Source organism: Mycobacterium sp., from assembly GCF_025965855.1.
Classification (GTDB): domain Bacteria; phylum Actinomycetota; class Actinomycetes; order Mycobacteriales; family Mycobacteriaceae; genus Mycobacterium.
In genome coordinates, this window is record NZ_JAOPWB010000235.1 from 1 (window position 1) to 11,302 (window position 11,302).

Annotated in this window: 13 protein-coding genes and 4 pseudogenes; 10 read left to right on the forward strand and 7 right to left on the reverse strand. The window is 66.0% G+C overall.

The genetic code is table 11. From position 1 onward, the window contains the following. Positions 1-214, forward strand: a pseudogene (locus tag JWP83_RS19925) (hypothetical protein); the annotation flags it as partial. 169 nt (positions 215-383) lie between these two features. On the opposite strand, the gene JWP83_RS19930 reads toward JWP83_RS19925, so the two are convergent. After that, positions 384-866, reverse strand: a complete 483-nt coding sequence (locus tag JWP83_RS19930) for a helix-turn-helix domain-containing protein (RefSeq protein ID WP_297733531.1) — start codon at positions 864-866, stop codon at positions 384-386. A 360-nt stretch (positions 867-1,226) separates the two neighbouring features. Between JWP83_RS19930 and JWP83_RS19935 the strand changes: the two genes are divergently transcribed. The 6 genes from JWP83_RS19935 (at position 1,227) to JWP83_RS19960 (ending at position 5,552) form a co-directional block, all read left to right on the forward strand. After that, on the forward strand, positions 1,227-2,120 hold the full coding sequence (locus tag JWP83_RS19935) for an alpha/beta fold hydrolase (protein WP_297733533.1): 894 nt from the start codon (positions 1,227-1,229) through the stop codon (positions 2,118-2,120). A gap of 31 nt (positions 2,121-2,151) precedes the next feature. Next, the gene (locus tag JWP83_RS19940) at positions 2,152-2,688 is read left to right on the forward strand and encodes an MBL fold metallo-hydrolase (protein ID WP_297733536.1); all 537 of its coding nucleotides are present in this window, start codon (positions 2,152-2,154) and stop codon (positions 2,686-2,688) included. 144 nt (positions 2,689-2,832) lie between these two features. After that, positions 2,833-2,988 carry a hypothetical protein gene (locus JWP83_RS19945; protein WP_297733539.1) on the forward strand — a complete coding sequence of 52 codons (156 nt, stop codon included), beginning with the start codon at positions 2,833-2,835 and terminating at the stop codon, positions 2,986-2,988. 38 nt (positions 2,989-3,026) lie between these two features. Further along, complete coding sequence (locus tag JWP83_RS19950; protein WP_297733543.1) at positions 3,027-4,223, forward strand: 12-oxophytodienoate reductase; 1,197 nt, start codon at positions 3,027-3,029, stop codon at positions 4,221-4,223. 449 nt (positions 4,224-4,672) lie between these two features. Next, positions 4,673-4,981 (forward strand): LLM class flavin-dependent oxidoreductase, encoded by a 309-nt coding sequence (locus JWP83_RS19955; protein WP_297733546.1) that lies wholly within the window; start codon positions 4,673-4,675, stop codon positions 4,979-4,981. After that, positions 4,953-5,552, forward strand: coding sequence for an LLM class flavin-dependent oxidoreductase (locus tag JWP83_RS19960; protein WP_297733548.1), 600 nt, complete (start codon positions 4,953-4,955; stop codon positions 5,550-5,552). The genes JWP83_RS19955 and JWP83_RS19960 overlap by 29 nt, the downstream gene beginning before the upstream one ends. Positions 5,553-5,566: 14 nt before the next feature. On the opposite strand, the gene JWP83_RS19965 is transcribed toward JWP83_RS19960, so the two are convergent. Beyond that, on the reverse strand, positions 5,567-5,983 hold the full coding sequence (locus JWP83_RS19965; protein ID WP_297733551.1) for an SRPBCC family protein: 417 nt from the start codon (positions 5,981-5,983) through the stop codon (positions 5,567-5,569). A gap of 21 nt (positions 5,984-6,004) precedes the next feature. Between JWP83_RS19965 and JWP83_RS19970 the strand changes: the two genes are divergently transcribed. The 3 genes from JWP83_RS19970 to JWP83_RS19980 all read left to right on the forward strand — a co-directional run bounded on the left by JWP83_RS19970 (position 6,005) and on the right by JWP83_RS19980 (position 8,056). Then, positions 6,005-6,325 carry an alpha/beta hydrolase gene (locus JWP83_RS19970; RefSeq protein ID WP_297733554.1) on the forward strand — a complete coding sequence of 107 codons (321 nt, stop codon included), beginning with the start codon at positions 6,005-6,007 and terminating at the stop codon, positions 6,323-6,325. A gap of 299 nt (positions 6,326-6,624) precedes the next feature. Further along, the gene (locus tag JWP83_RS19975) at positions 6,625-6,990 is read left to right on the forward strand and encodes an antibiotic biosynthesis monooxygenase (protein WP_297733557.1); all 366 of its coding nucleotides are present in this window, start codon (positions 6,625-6,627) and stop codon (positions 6,988-6,990) included. A gap of 10 nt (positions 6,991-7,000) precedes the next feature. Further along, positions 7,001-8,056: an aldo/keto reductase gene (locus tag JWP83_RS19980; RefSeq protein WP_297733560.1), complete on the forward strand. Its 1,056-nt coding sequence runs from the start codon at positions 7,001-7,003 to the stop codon at positions 8,054-8,056. Here the strand turns inward: JWP83_RS19980 and JWP83_RS19985 are convergent. The 5 genes and pseudogenes from JWP83_RS19985 to JWP83_RS20000 all read right to left on the reverse strand — a co-directional run bounded on the left by JWP83_RS19985 (position 8,028) and on the right by JWP83_RS20000 (position 11,056). Then, a complete protein-coding gene (locus tag JWP83_RS19985; protein ID WP_297733566.1) occupies positions 8,028-8,210 on the reverse strand; it encodes a hypothetical protein in 183 nt (60 codons plus the stop codon). The two genes, JWP83_RS19980 and JWP83_RS19985, sit on opposite strands and share 29 nt — an antisense overlap. A gap of 395 nt (positions 8,211-8,605) precedes the next feature. Next, a pseudogene (locus tag JWP83_RS31315) lies at positions 8,606-9,052 on the reverse strand (class I SAM-dependent methyltransferase); the annotation flags it as partial. Continuing rightward, entirely contained in the window at positions 9,045-9,455 is a 411-nt protein-coding gene (locus JWP83_RS19990; protein ID WP_297733563.1) for a hypothetical protein, read from the reverse strand. The gene JWP83_RS19990 and the pseudogene JWP83_RS31315, both read right to left, overlap by 8 nt. Next, positions 9,452-10,219, reverse strand: a pseudogene (locus tag JWP83_RS19995) (DUF899 domain-containing protein). Before JWP83_RS19995 ends, JWP83_RS19990 begins: the two are co-directional and overlap by 4 nt. 112 nt (positions 10,220-10,331) lie before the next feature. Further along, positions 10,332-11,056: pseudogene (locus JWP83_RS20000) on the reverse strand (SDR family NAD(P)-dependent oxidoreductase). Positions 11,057-11,302 lie beyond the last annotated feature (246 nt).

An 11,302-nucleotide genomic window follows, 5' to 3' on the forward strand; every position in this document is an offset into this window, starting at 1 on the left:
CATCGATCACGACGGACTAATCGCGCGCCACGACTACGCCCCTGAGATCCTCGGCGGCCCCCCAGCCGCCCATTACCTCAGCGGTTACGACGAATTCGATGGGATCATGTTCCCCACCCACCGCAAAGTGCTGCCCCGCGGCAGCGACAATCGACCCGACCCCGACACGGTCCTGGTCGGTATCGAGTTCGCCGGCAACTACACCCTGAGCTGACGAACTGCGCCGTCGCCCGCGGCCGCGGGCCGCCGTCACGCAGGAGATGTTTCGCGTCCTACGGCCGGGTGGTCACCTGTTCATCGCTGACTTCCGCCCGCGGCAATCACCTAGTGGTTTTCCCAGTCCCCGCGTCGTAGCGAAGTTGCGAACCCTGATGGGACCGCGGTCAGCGCTTGCGGTGTTTCTGGGAGCCTGGCCCGTCGAGCCTGACGTGATGGGGATCGATTGGTGAACCGGAGCCGTCGATGAATGACACGCTGACGGGTTTGCCGGTGTCGCGCTCGCAGCGCGCCGTGACTGGTCCGCCGGGCAGCGGCAGGTAGGTGTCACCCCACTGCTGAAACGCGCCTAGCACCACGCATAAATCGAACCCCGCCGCCGTAAGCCGATATTCGGGTCTGGCGCGGTCACCAGGGTCTCTATATTCGTGCTTTTCGAGAACGCCGGCCGCGACCAGCTTGTCGAGCCGGACGGCCAAGATGTTGGTGGCCACACCCAATCGCGCTTGAAATCGTCTACGACGACGCGACGCGCATCCGAGACGGGGCCGGCACCGCGGGTGTCGAGGTGACCTTCGAGTCGTGGAAGTACGGGTTCCACGTGTGGCCTGTGTACGTTGCGGCGGGCCTACCGAAGTCGGCGGCCGCAATCGAACGCCTAGCCGCCTTCCTCAAAGAGCAAGCGAACTATGCGACGTTGCGAGCAATCCGGTGACGACGCCACCGCCGCAGAAGCGTTGGCGCTGCGAAGCTTCGGGAGTGGTTATGGACGAAGAGAACGACGTGTCGGAGTTGGCTCGATGGGTTCGGGTGCAGAGGGCGACCGCAGTCACTTTGGCCGATCAGCCGCGCGGCGGTGGCGGGCCTCCCCGGCTCATCCGCCGTGGGCTCATCGTGGCGGTAGACAAGGTGAGAAACGCAGACCCGCCGGCGAACAGCTTATTGCGCAAACGCCAGTCAAGGGCAGGCCTGTTCCCAGGGTGGCGTACCGCGCCCGAAAGGGTGCGGTGATGGTGGGGCGGCAGGATGTCGAGTTCGCGGTTGAGGGCGATGTGATCCTCCGCGCCTGGTTGTTTGTGCCCGACGGCGAGGGACGGCACCCGGGCATCACGATGGCGCACGGCTTCGCCGGGGTGAAGGAGCACGGGCTGGAACGATTCGCCCACATGTTCGCCGATGCGGGATTCGTGGTGCTGGTGCATGACCATCGCGGCTTTGGAGCCAGCGGCGGTTCGCCGCGGTTTGACATCGACCCGTGGGTCCAGATCGCCGATTGGCGCCGGGCGATCTCCTTTCTGGAGAACCACCCGGCGGTCGATCCGGATCGGATTGGCCTGTGGGGCACCAGCTATGCCGGCGGGCATGCGATCGTGCTCGGCGCTACCGACCGCCGGCTGCGCGCGGTGGTCGCCCAGGTGCCCACCGTCAGCGGCTATCAGCAGAGTCTGCGCCGCGTCCCGCCCGATCAGGTGGCTGCCCTGGAGGCGAATTTCATCGACGACGAGCGGCGCCAGTTCCGCGGCGAGCCGCCGGCCAGCCAGGCCGTGGTCAGCTCCGATCCCACGGTGCCCGCCGCCTACCGCTCCAAAGACGCCGTCGCGTTTTACAACCAGCCTGTGCCCGAGGGCGTCTGGGACAACATCGTCACTCTGCGCTCCACTCGCGCCGCGCGGATGTACGAGCCGGGAACGTGGATTTCGCGGGTATCTCCCACGCCGCTGCTGATGATCGTGGGCCTTCACGACGCGATCACGGTTGCCGACCTGTCGTTGGCAGCCTATGAACGAGCGCTGCAGCCGAAAAAACTAGTCACCATCGCCGGCGGTCACTTCGATGCATACCTGGACCGCTTCGCCGAGGCCAGCAGCGCCGCGTGCGGCTGGTTCAGCGAGCACCTCGCCTAATCCGAAACCACTGTTGTTGAAGGCATACGTCATGAATGAGCTGCGCTACGAGGTGCTGGTAAACGACGGAGTGCGGCGCCAGCGCGCCCAGCGGCTGCCTGACGGTAGCCCGATCGTGTCCTCACCGGTTGCCTCCACACTGATCTACGGCGACCACGACGCCGTGCTGGTCGACCCACCGTTCACCCGTGAGCAGGTGGCGCGGGTGGGCGACTGGATCGAGCGGTCCAGCAGGACGCTGGCCTTCATCTACGCCACCCACGGCCACGGGGATCACTGGTTCGGCACCGACCTGCTCGCGCAGCGCATTCGCGGCGCTATCGCGTATGCCACCGAGGGCACCATCGCGATAATGCACCAGCAAGCCACCGCGGGCCGCGCCGAGTTGTGGGACATCGACTTTCCCGGCCTCATTCCCCCAGCCCGGTGGTCTACCAACCCATTCCCGTCGACGGGTTCCAGCTCGAGGGCCAGCGCCTGCTGGCGGTCGAGGTCGGCCACACCGACACCGACGACACCACGGTTCTGCATGTGCCGTCCATCGGCCTGGTGGTGGCTGGCGACGTAGCCTACAACGGCGTGCATCAGTACCTGCTGGAAAGCGCCGGGGGTGGAATCGAGGCGTGGCTCACGGCGATTGACACGGCAGCGGCGCTGCAGCCCCGCACGGTAGTGGCCGGGGCACAAGAACAAAGACCTGGCCGACGACCCAGTGATCCTCGACGAGACACCCGCCTATCTATTGGATGCGCGGCGGCTGCTTGCCGACAAACCCAGTCCGCGTGCCTATTTCGACCAGACGATCGGCCTCTACCCACGGCTGAACGTGGGGCCAGTCTGGTCCGGCGCGGTAGCGCTGCTGTCGTGACGGACAAATCACCTCATCCTGTCCCAGAGGGAAATACCATGACTGACAAGAACCGAAGTGGCGTGCGGGGAGGAATCGAATCGGGCCGACGAGTGTTGGACGGCGACGTGGCCCATGACGAACGGATCCAAGACCTGTTCACGCCGTTGAGCGTGAAGTCGCTCACCGTCCGCAACAGATTCGCGATGGCGCCGATGACACGGCGCGCCTCACCGGGCGGCGTCCCCGGCGACGATGTTGCCGCGTACTACGCCCGCCGCGCGGCCGGCGGGGTCGGGCTGATCATCACCGAAGGCGTGCGCATTCCGCACGCCGCGGCGGGCTGGCCGGCCAGCGTCCCCGCGCTGGACGGCGAGGACGTGCTGCGCGGCTGGCGAGCCGTCACCGCAGGCGTGCACGCCCAGGGCGCCTGCATCGCCGCGCAGCTGTGGCATCAAGGCGCCCAGCGCGAGGTGCACGACGACGACTTGCCCGAGCAGCTGCCCGTCAGCCCGTCGGGCCGCGACACGTTGGGCGCGCGCGTCGGGCGCGCGTTGCGCACCGACGAGCTCGGCGCGCTGGCAGTGTCCTACGCGCTGGCCGCCGGCAACGCGCAGGCCGCGGGCTTCGACGCGGTCGAGCTGCACGGCGCCCACGGCTATCTGCTCGACGAATTCCTCTGGGACAAGACGAATCTGCGCACCGACGCCTATGGCGGCTCGATCCGCGCGCGAACCCGCTTCCCCGCCGAGGTGGTCGCCGCCGTGCGCGCGGCCGTCGGTGCGGACTTCCCGATCATCTACCGGTTCTCGCAGTGGAAGGCCAACCACTACGACGCCCGCATCGCGTCCACCCCGGCCGAGCTGGAGGCGCTGTTGGCGCCGCTGGTGGACGCCGGCGTCGATGTGTTCCACCCCTCCACCCGCCGTCACTGGCTGCCGGCCTTCACCGGCGGGGTCGGCGCCGACGCCGAACTCAGCCTGCCCGCCTGGACCAAAAAGGTCAGCGGGCTCCCGGTGATCGCGGTCGGATCCGTCGGCCTCGCAGTCGAATTCAAACCCGACAGCGCGGCGGGGTCGACTCCGCCGGCACCGGTGGACCGCCTGCTCAATCACTTCCAGGACGGCGAGTTCGACATGATCGCGATCGGGCGGGCGCTGCTGGCCGACCCGGCCTGGGTGAACCGGCTGCGCGACGGCACCCTCGGGGACTTCACCGGCTATGACGCGGCCACTGCACTGGCAGGCCTGCGTTAGCGTCGCTACCAGATTCTTGACTGCGTCGTCAAAAATGGAAGCGTCGTCATGCGGCCAGTCCTAGGAAATGCAGCGTCCTGAAGTGCCCCGCCCAGCACGACCGAATACAACGCAATCGAATGTGCGGCTTTACCGGTACTGGCCCGCCACGTCGTTACGTGTGGGTATCGGTGTTCTTACAATAAGTCGTCAGCTCTACTACTCGTCAGTGGCGATAGACCGTTGAGCTGACGACCGATGGCTTGTCTCTGCATCGTCTGAGCCTCGGTCGTGGGGTCTGGTAGCGCGCGCCGCGGGCTCCGATCGGCGTGATCGGTACGGTCGGGATGTGGACATCTCGTGCGCCTTCGCAACGTCATCTGATAGTCCGGTGCATGTGGAGTTGGCCGAAATGCTGGGCTACAGGCGAGCGTGGCTTTATGACTCTCCGGCCCTGGTGACCGATGTGGATGGTGCTTAGCCGGTGCGCCGAGCGCACTTCGCGCATCGGCCTCGGGCCAGGTGTGCTGGTGCCCAGCTTGCGCCATCCCATGGTCAACGCCGCCGCCATCGCCGAGCTTGTGTGTCAAGCACCGGGCCGGGTCGCGGTGGCAATCGGCGCCGGCTTTTCGGGTCGGCTAGCACTGGGCAAGCGGCCGATGCCATGGCGGCAGGCCGCCGACTACATCCGTTGCCTGAAGGCACTTCGCGCCGGCGAAACCGCACAGTGGGAGGGGGGCCAAGATCCGCATGCTGCAGCTGCCTGGCTTCGGGGCTAAGCGACCCATCGACGTGCCGATCCTGATCGGCGCCGATGGCCCGAAGGGGCTGGAAGTGGCGGCCGAGCTGGGCGACGGCGTTTTCTCGGCGGCCCTGCCTCAACCTGATGCGGCCGGCGTAACCGATTGGCGGGCGCTGTTGTCCTTCGGCACGGTGCTCGACGAGGGCGAGGACCTGACCTCGCCCCGGGTCATCGACGCCGCCGGGCCTGCCGCGGTGGTGCTGTATCACGCCAGCTATGAGCGCGGCGGCGCGGCCGCCGTCGACGCACTACCTGGCGGGCGGGCATGGCGTGAGGCGATCGAGGTGGACCCCGAAACTGAGCGACATCTCGTCATCCACGCGGGACATCTGATCAAGGCCAACCCCCGTGACGAGCCGCACGTCGCTGACCTCATCCCGTTTGCCACCTCCATGGCGTTGACCGGCACAGCTCAGCAAGTGTCGGAGAAGATCGCCGGACTGGCCGCTCTCGGAGTCACCGAGCTGGTGTACCAGCCGGCCGGATCCGATATTGGGCGCGAGCTCCGCGCCTTCGCGTCTGCCGCTGGCCTTCCGAGCCCCAACTGAGCCCATTCCGCGCGCTAGCTTTCCAGTGCCTTCGCGCAGCCAGCGAGGACAGCGAGGAAGCTCCAGCGCAGCAGCCGACGGCTGACCGCCTCCATCAGCTTGCCTCCGGCGTAAGCCGGGTGCGTGTAGCTGGTCTGCCAGTCGACGTGCGTGCCGTCGGCCGACGGAGTGAACGTCAGTGTGCCGCCCTCGTGATCGAACGGCGGGAATGAGCGCACGACGCGGTAGGAGTAGGCGCGCGGCCGATCGTGGGCAGTGATCTGTTCACGAAACCACCCGCCAAGCCCGATCGCCTCTCGCAGCGCGCCCACTTTCACCCAACGGACCTTGAGGATCACCGGAGCGGCGGTCAAGTTGGCCGGATCAGCTAGCCAGTCGAAGACCCGTTCCGGAGATGCGGCGATCGTGCGATCAACGTGAAACTCGACCATCACACCTCTCGCCTTTCGCAAATGACATGCGGGCGGTGGCCGTGCCGCTCAACTGGAGGCCTGAAGGGCGGCGACGATTGGGCCGCTGTCGAAGATGTTCCGGCTGTAGGTGATCTTGCCGTCCTTGACGGCGCCCAGATCACCCCACCCGCGCTGTTTCTGGCCGGCGACCGCGACCCGGTGATCTCCTTCCACGACACCTCCACTCTGGAGGCCTCGCTGCGCGCCCTGATCCCCAACCTGCGTCGCTTCGAGCTGGTACGCGGCGCCGGGCACTGGCTCCAACAAGAACGCGCGCAGCTCACCAACGCCGCACTGGTCGAGTTCGCGAGGGCCACATGACAAACCGACCCGCCCGCGTTCCCACCAGCCGCCGCGGGCAACGCGCTCGCCTGAGCACAGGTCTGCGGAGCGCCAGCCAATCGCTGATGTTCGCCCAGATCGCCTTCTTCAGCGCCGCACGGGCGTCGACGTCAAACGGGCGCTATATGCGCGGATCACCCAAACCCCGCCGCCACAGGTGTCCGCGCTAGTCGATACGGCACCAGGCGGCCGGCGGAATCATCCGGTCCGGCTAGCAGCAAGCAACGAACACCATGGCACGTCCAGAAAGAAGAGTCGCCTTCAGAAAGGGGCACATCATGGCCGATAGCACAAAGATTGTGGTAGCTCGGGTATATCCGAAACCTGGTCGCCTACGGGAGGTTGTCGACGTATACGCCGGCATTGTGCCGCTCGTCTATGAGGAGCCGGGATGTGAACTGTTCGCCCTGCACACCGACGGTGAGACCGTCTTCGTCGTGGAAAAGTGGGCAACCCCTGCAGATCTGCAGGGCCACGCCGACGGTGCGGCGTACGCGCAGATCCGCGCCGGGATCAGCGATCTCGTTGACCACGCGCCCGACGTGTGGATCCTCGACCCTCTGTCGTTCGGTGAGGCGGTGAAGGGCACTATGGGTTCTGCGCCCTACGCCGTCACCAGCCGTCACGTCGAAAACACGGCATAGGAGCGTTCAGATGAGTATCAGAGACTTATTGGTGAACGGCCCGCTGGGTTTCGGTACTGCCCCGTTGGGCAACATGTTCCGCGACATTCCCGACGATGAGGCCGAAGCGACGGTGGATGCGGCCTGGAACCATGGCACCCGCTTTTTCGACACGGCACCGATGTACGGGGCCGGCCTGGCGGAGATCCGCTTAGGCAAGTACCTCGCCCAACACGCCCGCGATGACTACGTGTTGAGCACCAAGGTGGGCCGGCTCGTGTTGGACGAGGTCGACACCGAAGAACGCGATACCGAGATGTTCAAATTCGGGCGGGCCAACCGTGTCGTCTATGACTACACGGAAAAGGGCGCGCTGAAATCGATCGAGGGCAGCCTCAATCGCCTCGGAGTCGACCGACTGGATTTCGTATTTGTGCACGACCCCGCACAAGATTTTCACGGCGACGGGTGGCTGGCGCAGTTGGAAGCCGCTCGGACCGGCGCATTCCGCGCACTGGCCCGGCTACGCGAGGAGGGCGTCATCAAGGGTTGGGGCCTGGGCGTAAACGTGACCGAGCCAGTCGAATTCACATTGGGCCTGACCGACGCACAACCGGACAGCATGCTGCTGGCGGGCCGCTACACGCTGCTTGACCATGAGCGCGCGCTGCAGCGTCTGATGCCCACCGCCACAGCGCAAGGCGTCGACATCGTCATCGGTGGCCCCTACAACTCCGGCATCCTCGCGGGCGGCACCCGCTTCGAGTACCACAATGCTCCAGCAGAGATCACCGCCAAGGTCGCCCGCATCACCGACATCGCGCACCGGTACGACGTCCCCATCAAAGCAGCAGCGTTGCAGTTCTCGCTTGCCCACCCCGCCACTGCCGCAGTCATCCCCGGCGCCAGCAAGCCCGAACGCATCCCAGAAGACTACGCGGCGCTGAACACCAAGATCCCCGACGACTTCTGGCACGAACTGCGCGACCAACACCTCGTCGCCGCGAACGCGCCGCTGCCCGTGGACAACCTCGCAAGGCACGGCGGGCTGGACATCATTAAACCCCGGCCTGCTGCGCGCACATGACGATCCCTATCTGGCTGACCAATCCGATCGGATGGGAATTGCCTGCGACTACCCGTCGTGGGCTAGCGTCGCCCTGGCCCTCATCGACGTAGGCCATCCGTTTCCCGTTGACCTCCCGATACTGCAGTCGCCCATACGGTTTCGCTCTGAGCATGTCGTGCCTCCTAGTGAATTGTTTTCATCGATTCGGTATCGGGCGCCTAGCCTCACCACAGCGCGCCTGACAGGAACTACGCGAACTTCGTTGGATTTTCGGCGATTACTCCTCGGTGAGGCCGACCGCCGCGGCTCCGGTGCGGGTGGCGGGCCAGGCCAGGCGAAACGTTTCGTAGGCTGGGTCGCCGGGTCCGCCGATCTGGGTGAAAGCATCGACGCCGAACGCCTCGACATCGAGGGCGCCGCGAGCCCCGGCAGTCGACGGCCCAGATACGAGTCGATGACGCCCGCGGCTGCCCAGCGGGTGAACACGTCGCGCAAGACGATCGACGCCCGCGGCGACTCTGCCGCGCCGGCAAATTCGAGCAGCCCGAAGTCCCCTTCCTCGATGAGAGGCCATCCGCCGGGCGCTACCGCTGTCGCCATCTTCTGCCGCGCCACAACGGGTTCGGTGAGGTGCTGCAGGACGAGGCGGCAGTGTACGAGGTCATACGCCGCGGATTCCAGACCCTCGCGGGCGATGTCATGGCGGCGCACCTCGACCGGTGCACCTAGGTCGCCCAAGCGTTGGAGGTCGACATCGGTCGCCACAACCGATCCCGTTGCACCGACCCGGTCACCGAGCCATCCCGCGATCGATCCGCCGCCGGCCCCGATCTCCAGGCAGCGCCACCCCTGGCCGATACCGGTCGCTTCCAGATGCTTGATTGTGAACGAGTCACTGGCCTGTTGGATGTTTCGCAGCCGAGTGCTTTCGCTGACCGTCTCGGCCCCACTCATCATGTAGGTGTCAACCCCGACCATTGCACGCCTCGACATCTTTCTTGAGCCGTCAGCCATCGACGCTCCGACTTGTAGGCCGAAATGCGCGGGTCCGCGAGTACAGCACTGCGGCGGCGGCCACGACCTCGACCGCCGCGAGCGCGGTGGCCAGGTTCATGACCGTCGAATGGTGTGCCGGCGCAGCGGTGGTGACACCATCGCAGTGGTGATGCGGCGCCGGTGCAGGGGCATGGATGGCGATCATCGTGAGATTCATCAATGCAACCAGGACCCAGGCCGGCAGCGTCCCGCGCACCCACAGATCACGTGCACAGTACAGGCACCCGGCGGCCATCGCCACCGTCAGCCCCGCGGTCGCGAGGTTCGTGCCATGGCCAAGCGAAATCCCGTGCAGCGCAGCCGAACACGCCGCGAGCGCCGCACACGCCCGCCGCCCGAAGACGGCAACGGGAGCGATCACCGGGTGTCGCCGTCTTTGCGCGGTCGCGACCTCGCCGACGCTTGGCCCGCAGCAATACCGCCTTGCAGCTGCTCGATCCACCCCTCGGACGGCTTGGCGTCGCCGTATTCGTCATGCCAGCGCCACCACTCGGCGGATGGAGTCTGCGGGTAGCCGTCAGGCGAGTTCTCCCATTGTTCCTGGCGCCCTAGCGCGGTCATGTCGAGGTAGCTCCAGGTATTTACAAATGCCTCGTCGCCGCGGTTGTTGATGAAGTAGGTGCGGAACACCCTGTCGCCGTCGCGGATGAACGCGTTGGTGCCGTGCCACTCGTCGCAGCCGAAGTCAGCGTCGAAGTCGTCGGTGATGGTGTACCACGGGATGTGCTGCCAGCCCTACCGCGCCTTGACCCGCTCGATGTCGGCTTGCGGCGCGGGTGAGGCGTACGCGAGCGTGGTGTCGCGGGCGTTGAGGTGGGCAAGGTTGCCAATGTGGTCGGCCATCAGAGAGCATCCGACGCAGGCGTGTTCGGGCCAGCCATGAACGTCGGGCTGGAGGAAGGCGCGGTACACGAGCAACTGACGGCGGCCGTGGAACAGGTCAAGCAGACTCGCCTTGCCGTCGGGCCCGTCGAACTCGTAGTGCCTGTCCACGGCCAGCCATGGCATCCGGCGACGCTGCGCGGCCAGCGCGTCACGGGCGCGGGTCAGCTCCTTCTCCTTCACCAGCAGTTGCTGCCATGCAGCCTCCCACTCCGGCGCCGACACGATCGGGGGTGTATTCATTGCGGCTTCCGCCTTCCGGCTCTCGCGCATTTCAACTGCTTGTACTGACACCGGCCGAGCCACGAACTGGGCGCAGGGGTGTCTACGCCAACGTTCTCCGCGGAGCGGGAAGTCACGGCTTGACGGGCTGCGCGTCTACGAGCGCCGCAAACTGACGCTCGAGTGCCTTGGCCGCACCGCTGCGCCAGCTCTCCGCCATGGACTGCGCCATCGGATCGGGGAAGATGTCCTCGTCCCCGATTTCCACTCCGTCGAAGATGGCTCGCGCAACAGACTCCGGAGAGGCCTTCGGTATGTCCAGGTCTCGGGACATCTGCGTGTCCACCGGGCCGGCCAGGACCGCATGCACCGTCACGCCCCGTGCCGCCAGAAGTGCGCGCAGCGATTGCGACAGGGAGAACACGGCCGCCTTGGAGATCGAGTAGGCCGGAATGACCGGCAAGGAGGCAAAGGCCGTCACCGACCCCACGTTGACGATCGCTCCCCGAGCACGAGTCAGCAACGGCAGAAAAGCCCGGGTCACGCCATATGTGCCAAAGAGATTGACGGCGAGTTGCTGTTCGAGCGGCCCAGGATCGCTCAAGTCGTCGTCGAGCGCCAAACCGGCGTTATTGATGAGGATGTCGACCGATCGACTCTGTGGACAGCTTCCTGGATCTGCGCGGAGTCGGTCACGTCCACGGTCAGGGGCGTGACGCGCCCATCCGGGTGGGCCACGGGCCGGCGCATGCCGGCGTATACCCGCTTCGCGCCTCTGCTCAAGGCTTCCTCGACCAGCGCACGTCCGATACCGCGATTGGCCCCAGTCACCAGAACGGTTTTGTCTGCCATAGTCATACATCCTCCCAAGTGATGAATTTCGAGCTGTCGGAGATGTAGCGGCGCCGACGACGCGAAAGTGGGCGCACAATCTGCGCCCAGTTCGCGGCACGGCCGGTGTCGATACTGAGGTGACGAGAAGAACAAGACACACGTGACGCGAGGGACAAGTGGTGACAAGTGGCGGTAACCGACCTGATCACCAGGGCGCGGGCCGGGGACGGCGACGCATTCCGGGAGCTGACCGAACCACACCGTCGAGAA

Bases quoted from the DNA above. Each gene is read 5' to 3' on its own strand.
- JWP83_RS19975 (WP_297733557.1), top strand. From the start codon at position 6,625: ATGGCCGATAGCACAAAGATTGTGGTAGCTCGGGTATATCCGAAACCT.
- JWP83_RS19960 (WP_297733548.1), top strand. From the start codon at position 4,953: ATGCTGCAGCTGCCTGGCTTCGGGGCTAAGCGACCCATCGACGTGCCG.
- JWP83_RS19970 (WP_297733554.1), top strand. From the start codon at position 6,005: ATGACATGCGGGCGGTGGCCGTGCCGCTCAACTGGAGGCCTGAAGGGC.
- JWP83_RS19940 (WP_297733536.1), top strand. From the start codon at position 2,152: ATGAATGAGCTGCGCTACGAGGTGCTGGTAAACGACGGAGTGCGGCGC.
- JWP83_RS19935 (WP_297733533.1), top strand. From the start codon at position 1,227: ATGGTGGGGCGGCAGGATGTCGAGTTCGCGGTTGAGGGCGATGTGATC.
- JWP83_RS19950 (WP_297733543.1), top strand. From the start codon at position 3,027: ATGACTGACAAGAACCGAAGTGGCGTGCGGGGAGGAATCGAATCGGGC.
- JWP83_RS19985 (WP_297733566.1), bottom strand. From the start codon at position 8,210: ATGCTCAGAGCGAAACCGTATGGGCGACTGCAGTATCGGGAGGTCAAC.
- JWP83_RS19965 (WP_297733551.1), bottom strand. From the start codon at position 5,983: ATGGTCGAGTTTCACGTTGATCGCACGATCGCCGCATCTCCGGAACGG.
- JWP83_RS19980 (WP_297733560.1), top strand. From the start codon at position 7,001: ATGAGTATCAGAGACTTATTGGTGAACGGCCCGCTGGGTTTCGGTACT.
- JWP83_RS19955 (WP_297733546.1), top strand. From the start codon at position 4,673: ATGGTGCTTAGCCGGTGCGCCGAGCGCACTTCGCGCATCGGCCTCGGG.